The sequence below is a fragment of the Hymenobacter lucidus genome (genome assembly GCF_020447265.1).
In the GTDB taxonomy this organism is placed as follows: Bacteria; Bacteroidota; Bacteroidia; order Cytophagales; family Hymenobacteraceae; genus Hymenobacter; species Hymenobacter lucidus.
Map to the genome: position 1 here is coordinate 186,696 of NZ_JAJADR010000003.1, position 21,898 is coordinate 208,593.

General features: G+C 64.3%; 21 protein-coding genes. 11 read left to right on the forward strand and 10 right to left on the reverse strand.

What is annotated here, in order from left to right; translation table 11 throughout:
- Nucleotides 1–53 precede the first annotated feature (53 nt).
- Entirely contained in the window at nt 54–581 is a 528-nt protein-coding gene (locus tag LGH74_RS12340; RefSeq protein ID WP_226176125.1) for an MOSC domain-containing protein, read from the forward strand.
- Between the two features lie 209 nt (nt 582–790).
- On the opposite strand, the gene LGH74_RS12345 is transcribed toward LGH74_RS12340, so the two are convergent.
- From LGH74_RS12345 to LGH74_RS12365, 5 genes are all read right to left on the reverse strand, one after another.
- Nucleotides 791–1,651 (reverse strand): sulfurtransferase, encoded by an 861-nt coding sequence (locus LGH74_RS12345; protein WP_226176128.1) that lies wholly within the window; start codon nt 1,649–1,651, stop codon nt 791–793.
- Nucleotides 1,652–1,736: 85 nt separating this feature from the next.
- Entirely contained in the window at nt 1,737–2,591 is an 855-nt protein-coding gene (locus LGH74_RS12350) for an alpha/beta hydrolase (protein ID WP_226176130.1), read from the reverse strand.
- Between the two features lie 276 nt (nt 2,592–2,867).
- On the reverse strand, nt 2,868–3,638 hold the full coding sequence (locus LGH74_RS12355) for a DUF2490 domain-containing protein (RefSeq protein ID WP_226176133.1): 771 nt from the start codon (nt 3,636–3,638) through the stop codon (nt 2,868–2,870).
- A 49-nt stretch (nt 3,639–3,687) separates the two neighbouring features.
- The gene (locus LGH74_RS12360) at nt 3,688–4,311 is read right to left on the reverse strand and encodes a hypothetical protein (RefSeq protein ID WP_226176136.1); all 624 of its coding nucleotides are present in this window, start codon (nt 4,309–4,311) and stop codon (nt 3,688–3,690) included.
- Nucleotides 4,312–4,443: 132 nt separating this feature from the next.
- Nucleotides 4,444–5,247 (reverse strand): hypothetical protein, encoded by an 804-nt coding sequence (locus LGH74_RS12365; RefSeq protein WP_226176138.1) that lies wholly within the window; start codon nt 5,245–5,247, stop codon nt 4,444–4,446.
- Between the two features lie 119 nt (nt 5,248–5,366).
- On the opposite strand from LGH74_RS12365, the gene LGH74_RS12370 reads away from it, so the two are divergent.
- The 4 genes from LGH74_RS12370 (at nt 5,367) to LGH74_RS12385 (ending at nt 9,891) form a co-directional block, all read left to right on the forward strand.
- Entirely contained in the window at nt 5,367–5,522 is a 156-nt protein-coding gene (locus LGH74_RS12370; RefSeq protein WP_226176140.1) for a hypothetical protein, read from the forward strand.
- Nucleotides 5,523–5,531: 9 nt separating this feature from the next.
- Complete coding sequence (locus tag LGH74_RS12375; protein WP_226176143.1) at nt 5,532–6,275, forward strand: sterol desaturase family protein; 744 nt, start codon at nt 5,532–5,534, stop codon at nt 6,273–6,275.
- A 98-nt stretch (nt 6,276–6,373) separates the two neighbouring features.
- Nucleotides 6,374–8,059: an SBBP repeat-containing protein gene (locus tag LGH74_RS12380; RefSeq protein ID WP_226176145.1), complete on the forward strand. Its 1,686-nt coding sequence runs from the start codon at nt 6,374–6,376 to the stop codon at nt 8,057–8,059.
- Between the two features lie 149 nt (nt 8,060–8,208).
- Complete coding sequence (locus LGH74_RS12385) at nt 8,209–9,891, forward strand: SBBP repeat-containing protein (RefSeq protein ID WP_226176147.1); 1,683 nt, start codon at nt 8,209–8,211, stop codon at nt 9,889–9,891.
- Between the two features lie 212 nt (nt 9,892–10,103).
- On the opposite strand, the gene LGH74_RS12390 is transcribed toward LGH74_RS12385, so the two are convergent.
- Entirely contained in the window at nt 10,104–10,463 is a 360-nt protein-coding gene (locus LGH74_RS12390; protein WP_226176150.1) for a winged helix-turn-helix transcriptional regulator, read from the reverse strand.
- Nucleotides 10,464–10,696: 233 nt separating this feature from the next.
- On the opposite strand from LGH74_RS12390, the gene LGH74_RS12395 reads away from it, so the two are divergent.
- Entirely contained in the window at nt 10,697–11,293 is a 597-nt protein-coding gene (locus LGH74_RS12395) for an FMN-dependent NADH-azoreductase (RefSeq protein WP_226176151.1), read from the forward strand.
- 184 nt (nt 11,294–11,477) lie between these two features.
- Here LGH74_RS12395 and LGH74_RS12400 read toward each other — a convergent pair whose 3' ends face one another.
- The 3 genes from LGH74_RS12400 to LGH74_RS12410 all read right to left on the reverse strand — a co-directional run bounded on the left by LGH74_RS12400 (nt 11,478) and on the right by LGH74_RS12410 (nt 13,678).
- The gene (locus tag LGH74_RS12400; RefSeq protein WP_226176152.1) at nt 11,478–12,044 is read right to left on the reverse strand and encodes a hypothetical protein; all 567 of its coding nucleotides are present in this window, start codon (nt 12,042–12,044) and stop codon (nt 11,478–11,480) included.
- 169 nt (nt 12,045–12,213) lie between these two features.
- On the reverse strand, nt 12,214–12,999 hold the full coding sequence (locus tag LGH74_RS12405) for a hypothetical protein (RefSeq protein WP_226176154.1): 786 nt from the start codon (nt 12,997–12,999) through the stop codon (nt 12,214–12,216).
- Between the two features lie 109 nt (nt 13,000–13,108).
- Nucleotides 13,109–13,678 carry a GNAT family N-acetyltransferase gene (locus LGH74_RS12410; RefSeq protein WP_226176155.1) on the reverse strand — a complete coding sequence of 190 codons (570 nt, stop codon included), beginning with the start codon at nt 13,676–13,678 and terminating at the stop codon, nt 13,109–13,111.
- A 290-nt stretch (nt 13,679–13,968) separates the two neighbouring features.
- Between LGH74_RS12410 and LGH74_RS12415 the strand changes: the two genes are divergently transcribed.
- From LGH74_RS12415 to LGH74_RS12435, 5 genes are all read left to right on the forward strand, one after another.
- Nucleotides 13,969–15,603: a T9SS type A sorting domain-containing protein gene (locus LGH74_RS12415; protein WP_226176156.1), complete on the forward strand. Its 1,635-nt coding sequence runs from the start codon at nt 13,969–13,971 to the stop codon at nt 15,601–15,603.
- A 99-nt stretch (nt 15,604–15,702) separates the two neighbouring features.
- Complete coding sequence (locus LGH74_RS12420; RefSeq protein ID WP_226176158.1) at nt 15,703–16,908, forward strand: PAS domain-containing sensor histidine kinase; 1,206 nt, start codon at nt 15,703–15,705, stop codon at nt 16,906–16,908.
- Nucleotides 16,909–17,110: 202 nt separating this feature from the next.
- A complete protein-coding gene (locus LGH74_RS12425) occupies nt 17,111–18,283 on the forward strand; it encodes a tail fiber domain-containing protein (RefSeq protein WP_226176159.1) in 1,173 nt (390 codons plus the stop codon).
- A gap of 163 nt (nt 18,284–18,446) precedes the next feature.
- Entirely contained in the window at nt 18,447–20,114 is a 1,668-nt protein-coding gene (locus LGH74_RS12430) for a T9SS type A sorting domain-containing protein (protein ID WP_226176162.1), read from the forward strand.
- Nucleotides 20,115–20,136: 22 nt separating this feature from the next.
- On the forward strand, nt 20,137–20,634 hold the full coding sequence (locus LGH74_RS12435; protein WP_226176164.1) for a DinB family protein: 498 nt from the start codon (nt 20,137–20,139) through the stop codon (nt 20,632–20,634).
- 136 nt (nt 20,635–20,770) lie between these two features.
- Here the strand turns inward: LGH74_RS12435 and LGH74_RS12440 are convergent, their stop codons facing one another.
- Nucleotides 20,771–21,877 carry an NHL repeat-containing protein gene (locus LGH74_RS12440; protein ID WP_226176166.1) on the reverse strand — a complete coding sequence of 369 codons (1,107 nt, stop codon included), beginning with the start codon at nt 21,875–21,877 and terminating at the stop codon, nt 20,771–20,773.
- Nucleotides 21,878–21,898: the final 21 nt, after the last annotated feature.

The window sequence follows — 21,898 nt, forward strand, 5'->3', positions numbered from 1 at the left end:
AAAGAGGCGGCCGGACGTAGTAGTATTCGGCTTTTCACTCTAGCGGCTTTCCCATGGCATTCCCCTTCTTCGGCGACGATAAATCGAAAATTGCGCAGATGCTGGCTACGCTGCCCCAGCAGGGCCGCCTCGAGTGGATTGGCATCCGGCCGGTGCGCCGCGAGCCGCTCGTGAGTCTGCCCGAAGCCCAGGCCCTGACCGACGCCCGCCTCGACGGCGACCATGCCCGGGTGAAGGCCGGCGGTAAGCGCCAGATTACCCTGATTCAGCACGAGCACCTGACGGCCGTGGCCGGCTTTCTGGGCCAGCCCGAACCCGTAGACCCGGGCCGCCTGCGTCGCAACCTGGCCGTGAGCGGCCTGAACCTGCTGGCCTTGAAAAACCGGCGGGTGCAGTTCGGCGACGAGGTTGTTCTGGAAATAACTGGGGAGTGCCACCCCTGCTCCCGCATGGAAGAAGAGCTGGGCCCCGGCGGCTACAACGCCATGCGCGGCCACGGCGGCCTCACGGCCCGCATCATTCAGGGCGGCCGGCTGCGGGTGGGCGACGCGGTGCGCGTGCTGCCATCGGAAAGCGCCTAGCGTCTGTCCTGCTGCCTCTGGCATGCGCCCTTGCACAGGAACGTGCCCGTTCCACTACAGCTTATTGCCAACGTGCAAAAGCCCTTTCCCGCGCAGGCAGAAAAGGGCTTTGTGCATTTAGCGGCGTTTCTCACTCAGGCGAGGCAGGTCCTTCGCGCGGCTCAGGATGACAGCTGTAACAACGCAAATAGTTCTGCCCCATTTTATCCTTACGCTCCCGTGGCCATGGGCCAGTCGTTGCGCGACCATTCGCTCCAGGAGCCTACGTAGAGCTGGGGTACTTCGAGGCCGGCCTGGGCAAAGGCCAGCAGCGTGTGGCAGGCCGTGACGCCCGAGCCGCAGTGCACGATAACGTCTTTGGGGGCCCGCCCGGCCAGTACCGCATCGTACTTTTCCCGCAACTCGGTGGCCGGCAGGTAGTGGCCGGTGGCGTCGAGGTTGCCGGCGAAGGGCACGTTCACAGCCCCGGGAATATGGCCCGCAACAAGGTCGATGGGCTCGGTTTCGCCCCGGTACCGGGCTGCTTCGCGCACGTCGATAACCAGCTGGGTGCCTTTGGCGGATGCTTTTTGCACCTGTGCCACCGGCGCCACCGGCAACTGCCAGTGACTTACCGGGTAGGGGGCCACGGGCACGGACTGCTCGGCGGCATCGGTGAGCGTGAAGCCGGCCGCCTCGGCCGCAGCCAGGCCGCCATCGAGCACCTGCGCAGTGGTGTGGCCGGCGCTGCGCAGCATCCACCACACGCGGGCCGCCGCGTTGGCCCCGCTTTTATCATCATACACGACAACTGTAGTAGCCGGTCCGATACCCAGCTGCCCCAGGAAGTGGGCAAATTCCGTGATGGGCGGCAGCGGGTGCCGCCCGCCGTGGGCCGCGTTGTCGGTGGGTCGGGCCAGGTCCTGCTCCAAATCCACGAAGAGGGCGCCGGGCAGGTGGCCCGCCTGGTAGCGCAGCCGGGCCTGGGGCCCCGAGCGGGCATCGAGCAGCACGAAGCTTTCGGTGTGCTGGCGCTGGCGCAGCTCCTGGGCGCTGATAAGGGGTTGCGAAGGATGGGACTTATGCTGCATACAAAGGGGGCTTCTAACCAATTGCCGGCGCGACACGGGCGGCGGTGGCCCCAAGATACAGCCCCGAAGGGTGGGTTACCCTGAACTACGGTTTTTTATACAGCCACTCAAAGGCCCGGTACACGGCCCGGTGCAGAATAGTGGCGTGGGTTTCCTCCGGAAATACGACGTACTCGGTGCGCACGCCGGGCACGGCGCGGAGCGCGGCAGCCAGCGCGGCGGCGTCGCGCTGCATCTGGTCCCCTTCGTTGCCCACGGCCACAAACACGGTAGTACCGGCTGGTAGGGGCTTGCGCAGCAGTTGCGGGGCCTGTCGCAGCAGCGACTCATCGTCCCACCACAGGCTGGGGCTGGCAATGAGGTAGGTGTCGAACAGGGCCGGGCGCTTGAGCAGCACCTCCACCGCCAGCAGCCCGCCCAGCGACTGGCCAATGAGGGTGCGGCGGGCGTTGGTGCGGTACGTTTTCCGGATGTAGGGCTGCACTTCCTGCTCCAGAAAGCGGATGAAGGCAGCCGATTTGCCGGAAGTCGGGCTCTGTTTCAGATCTTCCTTGTTGCGGGTAGGGAAGGTAAGGTCGCGCCGCCGGTCGACGTTGGCAATGCCGACCACGATGGACTTGGGCAGCTGGTTGATCCAGGGAAAATTGAGGTACTGGGCCAGCCCGGCAATGTGGATGAAGTCCTCGTCGGCGGAGCCATCGAGCAGGTAGATAACCGGATAAGTGGCCGTGGGCTCCTGGTCGTAGCCGGCGGGCAGGTAGATGTTCAGCACCCGGTCTTCGGCCAGCACCGTGGAGTGAAGCTTATCGACGCGGCCCAGCACGAAAGGCGTGCTAACCGGCGTCTGGGCCCACGCCCGGCCGGCCACTAGTAGCAGTACCGTGAGCAACAGGACGGTGCGGCGCGGCCACGGGTATTTGGCAAAGGAGAAGCAAGGCATACACCAAAAGTAAAGGAAATTCCACGGCGGCTATTTTCCACCGTCAGTCAAAATGCACCTGTCATCCTGAGGGCAGCGAAGCGGAACGAAGGACCTTCCTCACCTACTTCACTGTAGCTCTTACCAACGTAAAAAAGCCCTTTACCACGCAAGTAGCAAAGGGCTTTGTGCAGTGCAGAACGTTTATCACTGAGGAGAGGAAGGTCCTGCACTGGGCTCAGGATGCCAGCCGGAACACAAAAAGACAAACCAAGCAACGACTCCTCGACCTCCCGCCTAATCCTGCTGGGAGGGTAGGGTTTCGGGGCGCGGGGTGGTATTGCGGTGGCTTAGCCGGTACATCAGATTCAGCACCACGTTGTTTTTGGACGAGGTGCCCAGCGGTACCAGCTGCCCCTGTTTCAGGCGGGGCTGGCTGTAGTTGGCCTGCCGCACCCAGCCCAGCTGCATACTCAGGTGCTTGTTGAACTGGTAGCCCAGCCCGGCATACACCCGGTTGCGCTCCAGCACCGGCCCTCTTGGGTTCAGGAATATCTCGTCGTAGACCGACAGAAACACGGTGTGGTCGGTTACGGTCTGGTGGTTGAGGGGTACAAAGGCGTTCAGGCGGTAGCGCAGGCGCTGCCGAAAGGCGGTACTGTCGCCGGGGCCGGGGTAGGAAAACCAGCGCTGCTCCACGCGGTAGCGGTGCTCAATCTTGAGGCGGCTCATGTACTGGCTCAGCACCAGCTGCTGCCACAGGCGCTTTTCCAGCGCCACGGGGCCGGGCTCGTCGAAGGTGCTGTAGCGGCCCCCGCCCAGCAGCAGGGTAAAGTTCTTGTCCAGGTCGTAGCTCAGGCCGCCTTTCAGCTCGTTGTAGAAATACTGCTTGAACAGACCGTTGCTGCGGGCCTGCACCTCCACGTAGGCGCCCCACTTTTTCTCCACGCTGCCCGGCAACGATACTGTGCCAATGTACCAATTGCCCCAGCTGCCGGGCGTCTGGGCATGGGCCGTGTAGGGGCTTAGCAGCCAGAAGAAGGCCAGAACGCACAGGGCTTTTTTCATCGGGAAGGCGGGATTGAGCCGCGAAGGTAAGGGCCGAAACGGCCCGGCCCTACTCACCCAGCCGGTCGACGTCGGTTATTTCGCCCTTGTTCATCATCACCTGCAGATCCAGAAAGGTGAGCGGGAAGGGCTCCTTGCTGTATTTCTCCGGGTCGTTGAGCTTGCTCAGGGGTGTGGCGTCGTTGGTGACGTACTCATTGGCTACCAGCTCCACTGAGTTGGCCCCGGCCCCTACCACCTTCATCAACGAGTATTGGGCCTTGCCGGTGCTGTCTTCCTGGCGCACGGTGTACACGTCGCCCACCCGCGGGGCGGTTATGTAGGTAGCGTTGTCGCGCGAGTCGCGCTGGCTCATCACCACCGACCACACCGCCAGCAGGGCCAGCGCCACCAGGCCCGACCAGTGCCACCACAGGGCGCGGGTTTGCTTTTTGAGGGCCGTAGCCAAGGGTTTCAGCTCGCCGGGCATTTCCTTTTCGTCCCAGGCCCGCTGGCAGTGCAGGCACTGGCCCACCACCGGCTTCTTGTAGGGAAACAGCGGAATCCAGTAGATGTGGGTGTAGCGGCTGAACACGCTCAGGTGCAGCTGGTCGGGGGTAGCGCACTCGGGACAGGCAATGCCCGGCAGGGGCTGGGTGCTGCGGTGCGCGCCGTTGGTACCGTAAATAATCATGCAGGGAGTAAAGCGGGCCGCCGTGGTCCGGGTAAGAGGATAGCCGTCAAAAGTACTGGGCAAATTCTATATAGTACTCCCACAGTGCCGACAAAATCCAGCACGAGCCGCCATTGCCCCCGCTCTGCTGCCCTAGGCGGCGTACTCCGCCCCTGTTTGCAGGGTCCCGAGCAGAGCGTAGAGCAAGTCGAGGGAAAGCACCGAGGAAAAGTGCGTCGTCAGAATAACCGAGCCGTCGACGTGCCGGATCTGCAGGGTTTCGGTCCAGCTGTTGCCCTTGATGTCGGCAATATCGGCCAGCGGATAGGCCCGGCCTTCTACCGTCAGTGAGTCGCGGGTAAGCACCATTTCCTGCTCGGGGTAATCGAGGCTGCTGGTAGCGGCCAGCGACTTGAGGTAGCCGGCCGCCATTGGCAGATAGGCAAACCGCACGGCCTGCCCCGCCAGCAGCTGCTCGTAGAGCAGGGCTCCACGCTGCGCCACCTGCCGTGCCACCACTTCCCGTTGCAGCTCGGCACTCTGGCTGGTAGTGGCCCGCACGAAGGTCCAGGGAGTGGCGGCGCTGGCCCGAAACGCAAAGCCGCCCAGGTAATAGAACAGGTACAGATCCTGGAGCTGGTCGAAGCGGCACTGCGTGGTGTGGCCCCCGGCCACTACCACCAGGCCCTCCTGGTGCAGGTGTACCCGGGGCTTGGTGCGGTAGAAATACCACACGCCCGCCACGCCCAGCAACCCCAGCGCCGTAAAGCCCGCTCCCACGCCAAACAGCAGGCTGGGGTCGCCGTCGAAGCGGGTAGCCGAGCCCGCCAGCAGCGTGGGCAGCAGCAGCACGAAGATGCCCACGCCGGCAAATAGCGCGGCGCACAGGCCGATGACACTACTCAGGCTCCGACTCGGGCCATACACTTTCAGGGGCTCTCCTATGGCTGTTTTCATGCGCTACTGCGGGCGTTAAGGGTGATAAGGCGCGGCCGGCCGGCCGCGCTCTGGCCGCCAAGGTAGTAAGTACCGGGCCGGGCCCGGCCAAAATATAGCTCCAGGCCCATACTCCGGCTTTGCCGCTGGTCTTCCGCCCCGCTTCCCAGGCACCACTTCGCAGCTGCTATTCCCTAGTGGCCCGCCCCGACTTCACCGCCGACGGCCCGGCCCGGGAGTGGGCGGGCCGCGGCCCGAAAACTGGTATCTTTCGCCCTCCCCTGGCCTACTCGTAGCTCTACCCTATGCCCCTTTCGCTCGATTCGCTGAAAGCCTTGTCCTGGCAGGCAGCCCTGCCGCTTTTCCTGGTCGAAAACCTGGTGGTGCTGCTCCTGGCCGTGGGCTTTGGGTATCTGCTGCAAGGGCTGTTTGGCCGGGCCCGGGCCTTGGGGCCGCTCTACCAGCCGGTCAGCGCCCAGCAAGTCCGACTGGCCACTTCCACCCTGCTCCTCAACACCGGCATTACCTTCGTCGGCTTCCTGCTGTGTCGGCACGGCTTCATCCAAATTCGGGAAGACGTTTCCTGGCGGGTGCTGCTCGATTTTCTGGTACTCTTCCTGGGTATGGATCTGCTGATGTACGTGTTCCACTACTTCATCCATCACTCGGTGCTCTACCGCTGGGTACACGGCCTGCACCACCACTACACCAGTCCCCAGCCCCTCGACTTATTCGTGCTCCACCCGCTCGAAACGGTGGGCTTCGGGGGGCTGTGGCTGCTGCTGATGGCCCTCTACCCAGCCAGCCTGACGGCTATTGTAGCTTACCTCACGGTGAATGTGCTGTTCGGGGCGCTGGGCCACTGCGGCGTCGAGCCATTTCCGGCCTCCTGGGCCCGCCACCCGCTGCTCAGGCACCTGGGCTCCTCCGGCTTCCATTTCCAGCACCACCAGCACGACACCCACAACTTCGGCTTCTATACCTCCCTCTGGGACCGGCTCTTTGGCACCTACGCCGCCGGGCCGGAGCAGAAGGAAGGCGCGGCGTAGGACTCTACGCTTGAGGCAGATGCAGTTGGGGTAAGGGTGCGCCCGGCAGCCTACTTGTCATAGCTTTGTTTTATTTCTGTTTACCCATTTAGTATTACATGTCTGTTTCTACCCTCTGCTGCCGCTTTCTATTACTAGCATGCCTTACCGGCAGCCTGAGCGCCCAGGCCCAAACCGGCCCTGCCTGGACCCACGCCACCGCTACCGGCAGAGGCACTGAGGTTCGTGGGGCAATGGTGGCCGATGCCGCCGGCAACACCTACGAGGCGGGCAGTTTTAGCGGCTCCCTCACCTTGGGTACCACGCAGCTCACCAGTATCGGCAACAGCGACGGTTACTTGGCCAAGTATGCCCCCGACGGCTCCCTGACCTGGGTGCGTCAGATTGGCTCGGTGGGCCGCGAACGGGCGTATGGAGTAGCCGTGGATGGGGCCGGCAACGCCTACATAACGGGCAGCTTTGGCAGCGCCCTAAACCTGGGCAACGGCATTTCCCTAGCTGGCCCGGCCACTAGCACCGTCAACGACTGGCTGTATGTGGCGCGCTACTCGGCGCAGGGCACCCCCGAGTGGGCGCAGCAGGCCAGCACCGGCCCCACGGCCACCTCTGCCGGGTGCGCCATCGGCGTCGATGCCCAGGGTAGCGTGTCTGTAGCCGGCACGCTCACCTCGTCCATTACTATTGGTTCCTTGTCCATCAACACGCCTCCTACTACCCTCAATACAGGCACGTTCCTGGCCCGCTTTTCTGGCCCTACCGGCACGTTGCAGGCCCTTACTCCGGCATTCTTCTATGCCGCCGGCCACAACCAGTTCAAGTACCAGCCCCGGCTGGCAGTAGGGACCACCGGCGAGACCTATCTGATAGACTTCTTCAACCAGAGCATCGTGCTGCCGGATGCGGCTGCTACCACCATTACCAGCCGGGGCAGCAACGATGAAATCATCCTTAAGTACGGCCCGACCAGCACCTTTCAGTGGCTGGAGCAAATCGGAGGAACGGGCGAAGACCGCGCCAACGCTGCGGCCGTCGATGCCGCCGGCAACCTGTACGTAGCTGGCTACCTCGAAGGGTCAGCTACCTTCGGGGCGGCTACCACAGTTACCGGAGCCGGCAGCTGGGACGGCTACCTGGCCAAATATTCGCCCCAGGGAGTTCTGCAATGGGCACAGCCCAGCGGGGGCACCAGCTTCGACGCTTGGAATGCGCTGGGCCTCGACGCGGCCGGTAACCCCTACGTAGCAGGCTATTTCGCGGGCACCGCCCGGTTCGGCTCCTCCACCCTCACCAGTGCGGGCAGTGCCGATATGGTGGTAGCAGCTTATTCGCCCACCGGCCAGGTGCGCTGGCTACGCCAGGTAGGCAGCGGCTCCGGCAGTGCCACAAGCCATTACCTCGACCTGGACAAGCAGGGCAATATCTACGTCAAGGGAGGTTTTTCCGGCACCGTTACCGTCGGCCCATTTTCCCTTACCTCTACGGTTGCGCCTCCCAACTATGAAACCTTCCTGGCCCGCCTGGGCAATGCCACGCTGGCTACCCAGGCCAGCCGCTCCCAGCCCCTGGGCCTCTACCCCAACCCCGCATCCAACCAGCTGCACCTGCCCGCCTTGCCCGCCGGCACCCGCGTGCAGCTCCTCGACGCGCTGGGCCGCGTAGCCCGCACAGCCGTGGTTGCAGCTGGCGCCACAGTGTCGGTGCAAAGCCTGCTGCCTGGCCTTTACACCCTGCGCGCCACTGATGCCCAGGGCCAGCAGTTCGCTGGTAAAGTGGCAGTGGAGTAATACCACCGCCCCGGTAGCCGTCCGCTTCAAGCGCATCAAAGCCAACAAGGTGGAGCCGCTCCTGCCTACGCGGACGGCTCTACGTCTCATTCATTACCTCCGAGCAAGACTACACGGTGTAGTATTCCCTTCGTTTATTTTTCCCCTCCATGTTCATTTCTACACTTCCCGGCTTTTCCTTTCTGCGCGTAGCTGGCGTACTCGCGGGTCTGTGCCTGGGTACTACTGCCTTGGCCCAAACCGCCCCCACCTGGCTGAGTGCCCGCTCCCTGGGACCGGGCGCTACGCCCGGCGCTACTGCCGTGGATGCGGCCGGCAACATCTACCTGGCTGGTCAGTTTAGCGGCAGCATCAGCCTGGGCGGCACCACGCTCACCAGCACCGGTGACGCCGACGGCTACTTGGCTAAGCTTACACCGTCTGGTACCCTGGCCTGGATTCGCCAACTGGGCTCGGCTGGCTACGAAACCGTGCAGGATGTGGCCGTGGATGCGGCCGGCAACGTCTATATAACGGGCGCGTTCAGGAACACCGTGGCCCTGGGCAACAGTCTCTCCCTGATCAACAGCACGGCTGGGGCGGAGCGTAAAGCCTTTTTGGTGCGCTATTCTCCCGACGGCACTCCGCAATGGGCCCAGCAAAGCACCATTCGCTCGGGGGCGGCTACCAACAACGGCTTCGGCTCGGGCCTGGGCCTCGATGCCGCGGGCAATGTCTACATGACCGGCCAATTTAGCCGCTCTCTGACCATTGGCACCAGCTCCATCAGCATTCCCAACAACGCCGAGCGAGTAGGCATCTACTTGGCGCGCTTCACGGCCGCTACCGGCGCCTTGCAGTCCCTTACGTCGTCCTTTTATTACGCTACTTCCAGCGGTTCCTTCTTCTACCCGAAACTCGCCGTAGCACCCGACGGAGCGGCCTACTTGGTGAGCATCTTTACGGAGTCGCCCATCTTCAGCGCCTCGCAGCAACTCTTCTCCATCGGAACATTTGATGTGCTGACGGCCCACTACAACGCCCAGGGCACCTTCGAATGGGTGCGGCAGTTGGGCGGTGCCGGGCAGGATATAGTCACCGACGCGGCCGTGGATGCGGCCGGCAACCTGTATGTCGCGGGCGGCTTCGAGGGCCTGGCCATGGTGGGCTCCCTTAACCTCTACAGCAAAGGCAGCATTGACGGGTTCCTGCTGAAATATTCGCCCCAGGGCACCCTGGACTGGGCTCAAACCAGCGCGGGCCCTGGTAGTGAGATTTGGAGTGGCGTAAGCGTAGATGCAGCCAATGCGCCTTACGTTGTGGGCAGTGCCGATAACGGCACCCAGATCGGCACCCAAACCGTTGCTACGGCCGGGAGCGACGATGTAGTGGTGGCCGCTTATACGCCCCAGGGCACTGTACGCTGGGTAAAAACAGCGGGCGGCCCCGGCTCAGACTTTGGCCAGTATCTCTTCTGCACTGCCCCGGACGAGTTGCAGGTACTGGGCCGCTTCCGCACTACCGCCGCCTTTGCCTCGCTTAGCCTAAGCACCACCGCAGCCGATGGCGACATCTTCTTGGCCCGCCTGGGCGCGGGTCCGCTCAGCACGCAGGCCGCCCGCCCCCAGGCGCTAGGGTTATATCCCAACCCGGCTACCGACCAGCTGCACCTGCCCGCCTTGCCCGCCGGCACCCGCGTGCAGCTCGTGGATGCCGTGGGCCGCGTAGCCCGCGAAGCTACCGTCTCGGCCGCGGCTCAGGTATCGGTGCGGGGCTTGCTGCCCGGCCTCTACACCCTGCGGGCTACCGATGCCAAGGGCCAGCAATTCGCTGGTAAAGTGGCAGTGGAATAACCTCAGCAGCCGTCCGCGTGTAGAGATGCATAGTTGCGTCTCAATCGTTGCTGACGTTGCCTGCATCAAATCCGGCAGCTGCCCGGCTGTGCCGGGTTACGACTAACTACGCCTGAGCAACCCGGCCACGAATCTGCCGGCACTACCAGAACCGGCCCCACCGGCCTTTGCCAGGGTAGCAGGTAGCGGGTAGCGGGCGCACCAGCGGCTTGCTACCCCGGGCCTGGGCTATCGGCATCCAGGCGCTGCTGATGCTGCATGCCCCATGTCTTCAACACCTCAATCACGGGGTCGAGCGTGCGGGCGTAGGGCAAGACGTGGTACTCTACAATTACGGGCGGACCTGGGTGTACCGTACGGGCAATCAGCTGATGGGCTTCCAGATCCTTGAGCTCCTTAGCCAGCACTTTGGTGGAGATGCCCGGCACGCTCCGCTCCAGCGCGCGAAAATGCCGGGTACCCGAATTAAGGGCCACAATGATCTGAAGCTTCCACTTACCGTTGACCACCAGCAGGGCGTGGCGCAGGCCCTGTATCGTGAGGGCGCATTGCGAAGGGTCGTGTTTGGTCATGGCAATGGAGGAAAGGCAATTCAACAAGGGGAAAAGCTGATTACCTGCCGGTAATCAGGCTACCACCACGTAATCTGAAGTCGGGGCAAGGTACGAACAAACGGCTAGCTGATTACTTGAGGTAACCAGAGTACCAGGCAACCGGCCGCGCTACTCCGTGGGCGGGCAGCTTCCCGGGCCGGTGGGCCCACGGGAGCTGGTCCGCAGTTCATCACCTTCCTTCCCCCTTTTGTATGCAGATTCTGCAAATCATTTCCAGCGCCCAGGGCGCCAACTCCTTCAGCACCCGCCTCAGCCAGGGTATTATCGACAAGCTCCTGGCCGCGGAGCCCGACAGCCACGTCGTGGTGCGCAACGTGGCCACTGAGCCGTTTCCCCACCTCGAAGAAGCGCACCTGCAGGCCTACTTCGCCCCCGCCGAAGGCCGCTCGCCCGAGCAGCAGCAAGCCGTGCAGCACTCCGATGAAGCCATTGCCCAGGTGCTGGCCGCCGACGTGCTCGTCATCGGGGTGCCGTTCTACAATTTCGGCATTCCCTCCTCGCTCAAGTCGTGGCTCGACCACCTCACTCGGGCGGGCATCACCTTTCGCTATACCCCCACCGGCCCCGAGGGACTGATAACGGGCAAAAAGGTGTATTTGGCCGTGGCCAGCGGCGGCATCTACTCCGAAGGCCCCATGCAGGCCTACGATTTCGCCACGCCCTACCTGCGCGTGTTCCTACAGTTCCTGGGCATGACCGACGTGACCGTGGCCCGGGCCGAAGGCGTCAAACTACCCGACTTCCAGGCTACCGCCCTGCAAAAGGGCATCGACAGCGTGCTGGTTTAAGCATTGTTGCCCTGCCTATCTACGCCAACGGCCGCCCCGGAATCCGGGGCGGCCGTTTTGGTATTTCCGCCGGATGCGGCGTTCCTTCTGGGTAAAGGGTGCCTATTCATTGCCTATACGGACGCTATACGGAGCAACCTTACGGCGCATACCGCCGGAAATTGCACAAAACGAAGGCCACTACTTATAAGGTCCGGGTTTCCGTGGTTGGGTTACCGGGCCTGTCGGTTGCCCGGATGGTTATTTTATCGCCTTCCAGGCTGGTATTGGCTTTCTTGGCCGTGTACACCCAATCAACGGCATTGGGCTGCTGTACGGCGGGGCCTTCTTCTACCAGACTGCCGTCGCCATTCTCAATACGCACTGCAACGGCCGCCACCTTGAAGTTATCGGTCACACGGGCCCGGATAGTATCGCCCACTTTGCCGGCGTACTCGCGCAGGTCTATTTCGCGAATGTCGGGAGCCTGCAGGAAGTCGGCGACGGCAATGGCATAGGCGCTGTTGTTGCTCTCATCACGGGCTGCCTCGTACTCAGCTTTGCCGGTGGGGGTAGCAATCTGCGCTTTGGCGTAAAGAGCCGCTTCCTGAAACCGCTGCTGGTGGGCGAGCTGCTTGGCTGAAGGCTCCCGCTCGGTTTCGCGTGGAGCCGTCGAAACGATGGTTTTGCCACCAGCCTGCCTGAATACCAGCGTGCCGCCCAGCGTACCGCTTAGGCCCTGGGTGATAATGTTATTGTTTACTCGTGCCATAATAACAGGAATGATAAAGGGGTTAGAAATATATTAAACTCCTTCAAAGCTAACCGCTTAACCAGACCTTTTACCATCCCAAAGCTCAGCGTTACACCCTCTCCTGTATGCCCGGTACCTACACTCCGAATACCGGTACTAAAGCCGAGCGTCGGCGTGTTGCCGCCCCCTACTTCGCCTTCGCAAACACCGTCCCGTCAAACATGTACCGGATGCGCTTGTCGGTTACCTTGCCGTTGGCCCACACCACCGGAATGGTGAGTTCCCGCGTGCGGGCGTCGTAGCCGATCAGGCGCACGGGCCGGTCGGGCCGGTCGACCACCGAGAAGAAGTCGAACTCAAAGCCCAGCGTGTTGCGCAGCCCCGAGGCAGTCCGGATCAGCTTGGCGTCAGTATTGAGCTGGCCGTTCTCAATGGTCAGGGCCTTGACGTGCTGGTAGGAGAGGCTGGTGGAGTAGGTAGCTTGCCCGTAGGCCAGGTAACAGGTCTGGGTGCCGCGCTGCACGGCGAAGATGTCGAAGTAGGAATGGCCCGCGTCGGGGTTGTCGTCGGGCTTCGGGATAATCAGCCGCCGGGAAGCCACCTTGGAGCCGGCCCGGAACTGAACCACGTTTTCGAAATAGTGCATGGTGCCGCCCTCCTGCGTGTCCCAGGAATAGATGCGCAGGCGCCCGTCGGCCGCGGTGCTGATGCCGATATGCTCCCGCTGCAAAGCCGTAAAGGCGTAGCTCAGCGTAGCGGGCTCGGTGGCAGTGTAGTGCAGCAGGTGCTCGCGCAGCCGCTCCCCGGCCCGGGCCAGCGAGTCGATGGCGCTAAGACGGGCGTCGCCGTCGTATTCGGCCCAGTACGTAACGCGTCGCGCGTCGCGCACCAGTTCCTGCTCAATGGCCTGCGGGGTTTTGGCGTAGAGGACGGGGGCCAGCAGAACCAGCGCGAAACAGAGCAGACTTCTCATCAAGACAAGGGGAAAAGGACGGATAAAGCGGGTGGTGCCCCCCGGCACAAGTCCCGGTAAGACGGCGCGAAAGTCGGCAATTCGAGCCAGGAAGCAAGGCCGGCACCCATCAGCCCCGCCCCGGCTCAGCACCTACCCTTGCCGGAGCCGTCGGCAGTACCGCCGTTGCGTAGGGCGCCACCACTTGCCAGCCCAGGCGCTGATAGAGCGCCCGGCCGGCCTCGGTAGCCACAAGCAGGCGCTCCGACGCTCCGGCGGCTTCGGCCAGGGCATCCAGCCGGCCCATCACAATGGTGCCCAGCCCCCGGCGGCGGTAGGCCTGCATCGTTTCGATCCGGTCAAAAACGGCGCATCCCTGGTGCAGCACCACCCGCCCCGTTGCCGCCGGCTGCCCCGTCGCCACATCGAGCAGGTGCAGCACCTGGGCCCCGTGCTCGGTGGTGTGCGCTACCGCATACCCGGCGGGCAGCGGGCCGGGCGAGCTTAGAGGGCCGGGGCCATACATCAGGAACCGGGGCTCCTCTACCTGCCAGGCTGCCGGCAGCACCTGCCGCAACGTAGCCGGCGCTACGGCAGCTTTCAGATAGATGCCGGGCTCCCGGATGTGGGCGGCGCAGGCTTGCAGGGCTTCTCCCGCGTCCACGAACACATAGCGCCGCACCTGCCCGGGCCAGCCCACCTCTACTACCAGGCCCCCCCGCGTGGCGCTGGGGCAGCGGCAGGCCGCGGGCCAGGCTCCAGCCCGTGAGCCAGCGCTCCAGAAGACTCAAATCAAGGTGCATGGTATAGGCAAAAGCGCGGGCCAGCCCTGGGTCAGCGCCGGGCTACGGCGCGAAAGTCGGCAATTCGCGCCGGGAAGCAAGGTAGCCGTCGGATGCTGGCCGCTCGGGCCGGCTTTCGGGGGCAGCACCCGCGCCGTATCTTCGAACCCTATTGTTCTCTTTTTCTACTATTATCATTCTACGTCGCATGCGGTTTTCTACTCGTTCTATCCTGACCGGTGCCGCCGGTATTCTCTGTAGCCTGGCCCTGAGCGCCGGGGCCCGGGCCCAAACAACGCCCCCGGCCTGGCTGAGTGCCCGCTCTATCGGGAACAGTCAGTTTTCCAGCGCCTACCCGGCCCCCGTGGTCGACAAAGACGGGAATACCTACCGCGCGGGTACCTTCAGCGCGGCCGTTACCATTGCCGGCAGCCAATATGCCTGCCTGGGCAGCAGCGACGCCTACGTGGTCAAGCTGGATGCGGCTGGCAACCAGCTCTGGCTGCGCCTGTTCAGCACCTCCGCCTATGAGTTTGCCTCGGGCCTGGCCCTCGATAAAGCAGGCAATGTCTACGTGAACCTGGCCGTAACCAACCGGACAGCCCTGGGCAACAACGTCACCCTCGACGGGGGCTCTTATGTTGTGCGCTTTTCGCCCCTGGGTGAGCCGGCCTGGGCCCAAAAGACCGGCCCCACCACTATTGCCGTCGACGACCAGGACCACGTGTACCTGACCAGCACCTTCCAGAACACGTATTCGTTGGGCGGTACTACCCTGCAGAACCCGGGCACCGGCCTCCATGCCCAATACCTGGGCCGGCTCTCGGCTACTACCGGCGCCGTGCAGCTGCTCCAGCTGGTAGGGCATTACCCACCGCCCGGACCGGCGCGCTTCAACTATTACTCGCCGATGATAGCCGTAGCCCCCGCCGGCAACGTGTTTCTGCTCAACCGCTTCGAGGAGCGCATCATCGTACATGCCGATACGTTCACGACCCGGGGCTTTGGCGACGTGCTCATTACCCGCTATACCAGCCAGGGGGGCTACGAATGGGTCCGGCAGTACGGGGGCGCAGGCCGTGATTACCTGGAACAGGCCGTGGCCGATGCCAGTGGCAACCTTTACCTGACCGGCAGCTTCGACCAGACTGCCACCTTCGGGACCCTCACTGCCACCACTACCGGGGCCTACGATGCCTACCTGGTGAAGTACTCCACCGAGGGTGCCGCGCAGTGGGTGCAAACCGGCGGCGGCCCCTCCAGCGACTACTGGAACGCCCTGACCCTGGATGCGGCGGGCAACCCGTACGTGGCCGGCACCTTTTTTAACCAGGCCAAGGTGGGCACTGCGGCTCTGGTCGGCGCCGGAAGCAACGACATTATGGTGGCCGCCTACACCGCGGCCGGGCAGCTGCGCTGGGTGCAGCAGGCCGGCGGCCCCGCCAACGACGCCAGCTACGGCCTGGGCATCGATGCGGCCGGCATAGTGTACCTCTACGGCGATACGCCAGCCGCCTGCTCGTTTGGCGCGGCTACCGTCACGGCCGCGTCCCGCGTCGAAAACTATCTGGCCCGCCTAGCCTCTACGCCCCTGGCCACCAAGGATGCCCGGCCCCAGGCCCTGGGCCTCTACCCCAACCCCGCCACCGACCGAGTGCAGCTGCCCGCCTTGCCCACCGGCACCCGCGTGCAGCTCGTGGATGCGCTGGGCCGCGTAGCCCGCGAAGCAGTGGTATCGGCGGCCGGCCAGGTATCGGTGCGCGGCCTGGTGCCCGGCCTCTATACCCTGCGCGCCACCACCACCCAGGGCCAGGCCCTGACCGGCCGGCTGGTGGTGGAGTAAGCCCCATTGCCCGGGGCCCGGCCGCCCAGCTGGTCCCGGGCCATTACCGACGCGTTTGCCGTACCTTACCCGTCGGCTCTGATGCCGCGTACCTAATCTATGGCCTCTCCTACTCCCTCGCTGCCCGCTGCCAACGCCCTGGAAGCTGAATTACAGGCCATACGTGAGGAAAACACCCGGCTGCGGGAAGCCGCCGCCCGGCAGCAGGCCAGCGACAAACGGTACCAGCTCAGCCAGGCCCGCTTCCGCACGGTGTTTGAGAACTCGCCGCTGGGCCACAAAATCATTGCCCCCGACCTGACCATTCTGCAGGCCAACCCGGCCCTGGCCGCCATGCTGGCCCTGAACGGCCCGGAGGATCTGGTAGGCAAGCGGATTCTGGAGTTTGCCCACCCCGACCACAACGCCGACTGGCACGAGCTCCAGAACCAGCTCTGGGCCCACAAGCTGCAGAACTTCTCGCTCGAAACCTGCCTGCGCCGGCCCGACGGCTCCTCGTTCTGGTGCCAGGTAACGGCCGTGCTCTTCCCCGATGACGCGGGCGAGATGGGCTACACCACTCTGGAGGATATCAGCGACCGGAAGAAGCTGGAGCTGTCCCACAAGCGGCTCTACGAGGCCCAGGAAACAATTCTGCACCTCATAGCCCACGACCTGCGCAACCCCGTGGCCCACATCCAGATGGTGGTAGACCTGCTCCGGCGCGACGAGGACCTGCTGGCCCGGTCTTCGGCCAGCAACCCCGAGGGCACTTTGCATTTTCTCAACCTCATCGAGCACTCCTGTGACCAGGCCCACGCTCTGCTCAACGACGTGCTTTACCTGGGCCAGCTCGAAGCCAGCCGCCTCGAAAAGCACCACACCAACCTCAATGCCTTTCTGGACGAGCGGCTGGCGACCTTCCGCCTGGCCGCTCAGGAGCGCGGCATCGACCTGGTGCTCACGCTGCCCCCGCAGGTGGAGCACGCCAACATTCACCCCGAGAAGTTTGGCCGCATCCTCGACAACCTGCTCAGCAACGCACTGAAGTTTACGCCCGCCGGCGGCCGGGTATCGGTGCGGCTGGAAAAGCACGAGGGCCACATCCGCCTGCTGGTTCACGATACGGGCCTGGGCATTCCCGAAGACCTGCAGCCCCACGTCTTCGATAAGTTCAGCTCGGCCAAACGCCCGGGCCTCTACGGCGACACCACCACCGGCCTGGGTCTGTTCATCACCAAGCAGATTGTGGAGATGCACCAAGGCAGCATCTGGCTGGAAAGTCGCGAAAACCAGGGCACTACCTTTTTCATTGATCTGAGCTAGGTGCTATAGAGTTGTGCTACAGTGGCTGCCAGGCCGGTGCCCGGCAGCCGAAAGCCCCGCTGAAGCGGGGCTTTTTTTATGTATCCGGACCAATACTGCGCCCCGGCCGCCGGCGTCTATCTACGGACGGTCATTCATTTGTTTCCAGCTATATAATCCCTTTACCTTTACCGGGATTTGCTCTGCTCACTCTCCCTCTATTATGGACAACTTCTCCTCTCGCCTACTCCGGTCCGCCGGCTTTCTTGCGCTGGCTTTGCCCCTGGCCGCCCGCGCCCAGACCGTGCCCACGCTCGTCGACGTCAAGAATTCCAGCAGCGTTTCCCGTTTCAGCATCCACACCAACGGCGCCCTGCTAGCCGGGGGCGAATACGACGGTGGACAGTATTATGAAAATGCCAGTCCTATTCCGGCCGAGGGCTCGGGCACCCGCCTGATGTGGTACCCCGGCAAAGCCGCCTTCCGGGCGGGCTATATCAACGGCACCCAGTGGGATGATGCCAACATCGGCCTCTACTCTAACGCCCTGGGCTACGGCGTGCGCGCCTCCGGCGACTACGGTACCGCCATGGGCTTCCGCTCAACGGCTGCCCAGCAGGGTGGTACGGCCATCGGCATGTATTGCACGGCCAGCGGCGCCGCTTCGGTCGCGCTGGGCTACTACGCCCACACCAACGCCCGGCAGGGCACCTTCGTCTTCTCCGACCGCTCGGTGACGGACGACAACGACGATACCTTCACCGACGAATCTTTCCGTGCTGAGTACAACCATACAGCCACTTGGCGCGTCATCAACGGCTTCCGCATCTACACCATGGCCGATAAGAGCAAGGGCGTCATCATTCAGTCGGGTAACACCCTTGTCGGCACCGGCAGCAACCCTTCCTGGTACCAGTCCGGCAGCGTCATCAGCACCCACACCGGGGCCTACCTGAGCAGCGGCGGCACCTGGACCAACGCCTCGGACCGGAACAAGAAGCACCGCTTTGCCCCCGTGTCGGGCGAGGACGTGCTGCGCCGCCTGCGCCAGGTGCCCCTCACGAGCTGGAGCTACAAAACCGACCCGGCCACCGTGCGCCACCTCGGTCCCATGGCCCAGGACTTCCGCCGGGCCTTCGGGCTGGGCCAGGACAGCATCAGCATTGGCACCGTGGATGCCGACGGCGTAGCCCTGGCCGCCGCCCAGGCCCTCGACGCCCGCACCCGCCAGCAGGCAGCGCAGCTGACGATGCTGCAAACCGAAAACCGGCTGCTGCGCACCCGCCTCGACGCCCTTGAACAACGGTCGAATCCGCTTTCGGCTGGGCTGCCGCTGGCCGCCTTGCTGCTGGTGGCCGGAGCCGGTGTGGGCGGCCTGGTGCTGCGCCGCCGGTAGCAGCCGGGCGGCCGTTTGGGTTTCCCGGCCAGGGTCAGCCAGGGCAGCTGCCGGACAGCAGGCCCCGGCCGGCGGGCTTTGGTGGGTGGCCCAGGCGGCTTTATCTTTGATAGCCCGCCGCCCTGCCGGTCCGCACTATTCTTTTATTCCCCAGCGCTTCTCTATGCTTCTTTTTACGCCTACTCTGCGCCGCGCCGGCCTGGTGGTCGCTGCCCTTTTCACTGCCCTCACCGCGCCGGCCCAAACCACAGCCCCCGCCTGGACCGGGGCCAGCGCCCTGGGTGCCGGGCAGATGAGCTCGGGTTCCCTGGCTACCGATGCGGCCGGCAACACCTACGTGGCCGGCTCCTTTAGCGGCACCACTACCATTGGCGGCACCACCCTCACCAGCGCGGGCGGCCTCGACGGCTACCTGGCCAAGTTTACGCCCACCGGTACCCTGGCCTGGGTTTTCCCCTTCGCCTCCACCGGCAACGACCTGGCCCAGGACGTAGCCCTCGATGCCGATGGCTACGCCTACGTAGCGGGCAGCTTCGTCAATTTTATCTCGCTCGGCAACAGCTTTTCGCTCACGGGCACCGGCACCGGGGCTACCCGTGCCTTCGTGGCGCGCTTCACCCCGCAGGGCGTGCCGCAGTGGGTGCAGCAGAACAATACTACCTCCACGGCCAGTGGCCAGACCATCGGCGTCGATGCCAACGGGTGGGTGTACGTAGCGGGCCAGTTCAGCACCTCCGTCAGCTTCGGCGCCCCGGCAGTCGGGGCCAACAGCGGTTCCGGCTTCGGCACCTACCTGGCCGTGCTGTCGGCGGCCAACGGCACGGTGCGCACCGTAACCACCGCCTTCGACTACATCAACCTGCCCACCGGGCCCACGTCGTATCCGACTCCCCGCCTGGCCGTCGTTCCGGCCGGGGGCGCCTACCTGCTCAACACGTTTGCCGTGAGTACCAACTTTGGCTCGAACAGAATCTTCACTACCCGCGGCGGCAACGATGCGCTGGTGGCCAAGTATAGCGGCCTGGGCGTGCTGGAGTGGGCCGACCAGCTCGGCGGCTCCGGAGCCGACCAGGTGCAGGACGGTAAGGTCGACGCGGCCGGCAACCTGTATCTGGGCGGCAACTTCACCGGCCCGGCCACCTTTGGCACCGCTACCCTTACCAGCGTGGGCGGCGTTGATGGCTACGTAGCCAAATACTCCCCGCAGGGCACCCTGCTCTGGGTGAGTTCCAGCGGCGGCCCCACCGGCGAAGGCTGGGGCAGCATCAGCCTCGACGCGGCCGGCAACCCCTACGCCACGGGCAACTTCACCGGGACGGCCCAGTTTGGGGCCACCACCCTCACCAGCGCCGGGGCCACCGATATCGTGGTGGCCGCCTACTCGCCCCAGGGCCAGGTGCGCTGGGTGCAGCAGGCCGGGGGCAACCTCAGCGACGTAGGCTTCCACCTGGGCTTCGACGCGCTGGGCCAGGGTTACGTGCTAGGCAACTTCAGCAGCAGCCCCTGCAACTTCGGGCCCTATCCGCTGAGTGCTACTACTACGCCCACCAACTTTATGGCCCGCCTGGGCGCTACCCCCCTGACTACCCGACCGACCGCCCCGCAGCCGCTGGGGCTCTACCCGAACCCGGCTTCCGGTACCGTGCACCTGCCGGCCCTGCCCGCCGGTACCCCCGTGCTGGTGCTCGACGCACGGGGGCGCGTAGCCCGCGAAGCCGTGGTATCTGCCAGCGGCCAGGTAGTAGTGCGGGGTCTGGGGCCCGGCCTCTACACCCTGCGCGCCACCACGGCCCAGGGCCAGCCCCTGGCCGGCAAGCTGGTAGTAGAGTAGCCTTCCTTATGCTCACCTGCTTATGACCAGAACCTTCCGCACCGGGGCCATCGGGGCCCTGCTCGACGAATACGAGCGGGCCATTGCCGACCTACGGGCCGCTATTGCCCCCATCCCCAACGCGGCGCTGCCCCGCATAATCGACGCCCGCGCCACCGACGAGAGCTGCCGCTCCATCCAGGCTATTCTAACCCACGTCGTGAGTTCGGGCTACGGCTATGCGACCAGCATTCATAACCTGAAAGGTCCCGCAAGGACGCGGCCGGCCAAGGCGCTGCTGCCCACTATCGACGCCTATCGGCAGGCCCTGACCGAAGTATTTGCCTTCACCGAGCAGGTATTTCAGGGCTTCAGCGACCAGGATCTAGAGCAGTTGGACCCCACCCGCAAGATCCGGACGGGCTGGGGACAGCTCTATGACATTGAGCAGCTGATGGAGCACGCCATCGTGCATATCCTGCGGCACCGGCGGCAACTGGAGAAAATCCGGCAGCAGCTGGCCAGCCCGGGCAAGGGGTAGCCAGTAGCGGCCCCACGCGCAGCTGCCGGGGCTCCCCAGGCCACTCGCATAAGTGCATAGGTGCTACACAAAAAGCCCGCCCTGTTGACCAGGACGGGCTTTTTTAAGATTCAGCCACCCCTACAGGGGGCACCCGCTAGTTTTTCCCGACTTTGCGCAGGTAGCTGCCTACTGGTTGGGCTACGTAGAGGTTGCCCTGGCCATCGATGCCCAGGCCGGTGGGCAGGATGAACTGCGCCGTGCTGCCCGGGCCATTGGCGAAGCCATTCTCGCGGGTGCCGGCAATGGTTGTAACCTCCCCGGCCGGGCTGATGCGGCGGATGCAGTTGTTGTCACGGTCGGTGACGAAGAGGGCGCCCTGGGCATCCACGGCCACGTCGGTGGGCGCGGCAAACTTGGCGGTGGTGCCCACGCCATCGGCATAGCCCGGAGTGCCACTGCCGGCTACTGTCGTCACCACCCCGGCGGGCGTGACTTTGCGGATACGGTGGTTTTGCAGATCGGCCACGTAGAGGGTGCCCTGCGCGTCGATGGTGAGGCCGCTGATATACTGGAACCGGGCGGCGCTGCCAGTGCCATCGGCGTAGCCGGCCTGGTTGGTGCCGGCCAGGGTAGTTACCACCCCGGCCGGACTGATTTTGCGGATACAATAGTTACCGCCGTCGGCCACGTACACGTTGCCCTGCGCATCGGGGGCTACGGCCGTTATCATGTCAAACTGCGCAGTGGCAGCCGGGCCGTCGAGGTAGCCGCGCAGCGTAGAGCCAGCCAGCGTACTCACGATGCCCGCCGGGCTGATTTTGCGGACCAAATAATTGCCCATATCGGCTACGTAGAGCGTGCCTTGGGCATCGAGGGCCACATCGTGGGGCTGGCTGAACATAGCCTGCGCCACCGGGCCGTCGGTGTAGCCGCCGTTGCGCCCACCGTTCTGGCTGCCGGTAGCGCCGCTGCCGGCCAGCGTGCTGACCACGCCGGCCGCACTCACCCGCCGGATGCGGTGGTTGTCGGAGTCGGCCACGTACACGTTGCCCTGGGCATCGGCAGCCAAGCCCTGGGGCGAGGCAAACCGCACGGCGCTGCCGGTACCATCTACGTAACCGGTGCCGGCATTAGTCCCAACCAGGGTGCTGACGGTATACCCGGTGAGTTGTGGGTCGGGGTCTTTGCCCTTGTCGGTGCAGCTGGTAGCCAGCAGCAGGGTGCCGACCAGCAGGCCGGAAACGGTAGATAGTGAATACATAGCAGAGTGGCAGCAGGCCTA

Excerpts from the sequence above, each read along its gene's own strand:
- LGH74_RS12390 (WP_226176150.1), bottom strand. The coding sequence starts at position 10,463 with ATGACCAAACACGACCCTTCGCAATGCGCCCTCACGATACAGGGCCTG.
- LGH74_RS12400 (WP_226176152.1), bottom strand. The coding sequence starts at position 12,044 with ATGGCACGAGTAAACAATAACATTATCACCCAGGGCCTAAGCGGTACG.
- LGH74_RS12375 (WP_226176143.1), top strand. The coding sequence starts at position 5,532 with ATGCCCCTTTCGCTCGATTCGCTGAAAGCCTTGTCCTGGCAGGCAGCC.
- LGH74_RS12395 (WP_226176151.1), top strand. The coding sequence starts at position 10,697 with ATGCAGATTCTGCAAATCATTTCCAGCGCCCAGGGCGCCAACTCCTTC.
- LGH74_RS12385 (WP_226176147.1), top strand. The coding sequence starts at position 8,209 with ATGTTCATTTCTACACTTCCCGGCTTTTCCTTTCTGCGCGTAGCTGGC.
- LGH74_RS12365 (WP_226176138.1), bottom strand. The coding sequence starts at position 5,247 with ATGAAAACAGCCATAGGAGAGCCCCTGAAAGTGTATGGCCCGAGTCGG.
- LGH74_RS12415 (WP_226176156.1), top strand. The coding sequence starts at position 13,969 with ATGCGGTTTTCTACTCGTTCTATCCTGACCGGTGCCGCCGGTATTCTC.
- LGH74_RS12355 (WP_226176133.1), bottom strand. The coding sequence starts at position 3,638 with ATGAAAAAAGCCCTGTGCGTTCTGGCCTTCTTCTGGCTGCTAAGCCCC.
- LGH74_RS12380 (WP_226176145.1), top strand. The coding sequence starts at position 6,374 with ATGTCTGTTTCTACCCTCTGCTGCCGCTTTCTATTACTAGCATGCCTT.
- LGH74_RS12350 (WP_226176130.1), bottom strand. The coding sequence starts at position 2,591 with ATGCCTTGCTTCTCCTTTGCCAAATACCCGTGGCCGCGCCGCACCGTC.
- LGH74_RS12405 (WP_226176154.1), bottom strand. The coding sequence starts at position 12,999 with ATGAGAAGTCTGCTCTGTTTCGCGCTGGTTCTGCTGGCCCCCGTCCTC.
- LGH74_RS12425 (WP_226176159.1), top strand. The coding sequence starts at position 17,111 with ATGGACAACTTCTCCTCTCGCCTACTCCGGTCCGCCGGCTTTCTTGCG.
- LGH74_RS12345 (WP_226176128.1), bottom strand. The coding sequence starts at position 1,651 with ATGCAGCATAAGTCCCATCCTTCGCAACCCCTTATCAGCGCCCAGGAG.
- LGH74_RS12360 (WP_226176136.1), bottom strand. The coding sequence starts at position 4,311 with ATGATTATTTACGGTACCAACGGCGCGCACCGCAGCACCCAGCCCCTG.
- LGH74_RS12340 (WP_226176125.1), top strand. The coding sequence starts at position 54 with ATGGCATTCCCCTTCTTCGGCGACGATAAATCGAAAATTGCGCAGATG.
- LGH74_RS12435 (WP_226176164.1), top strand. The coding sequence starts at position 20,137 with ATGACCAGAACCTTCCGCACCGGGGCCATCGGGGCCCTGCTCGACGAA.
- LGH74_RS12430 (WP_226176162.1), top strand. The coding sequence starts at position 18,447 with ATGCTTCTTTTTACGCCTACTCTGCGCCGCGCCGGCCTGGTGGTCGCT.
- LGH74_RS12420 (WP_226176158.1), top strand. The coding sequence starts at position 15,703 with ATGGCCTCTCCTACTCCCTCGCTGCCCGCTGCCAACGCCCTGGAAGCT.
- LGH74_RS12440 (WP_226176166.1), bottom strand. The coding sequence starts at position 21,877 with ATGTATTCACTATCTACCGTTTCCGGCCTGCTGGTCGGCACCCTGCTG.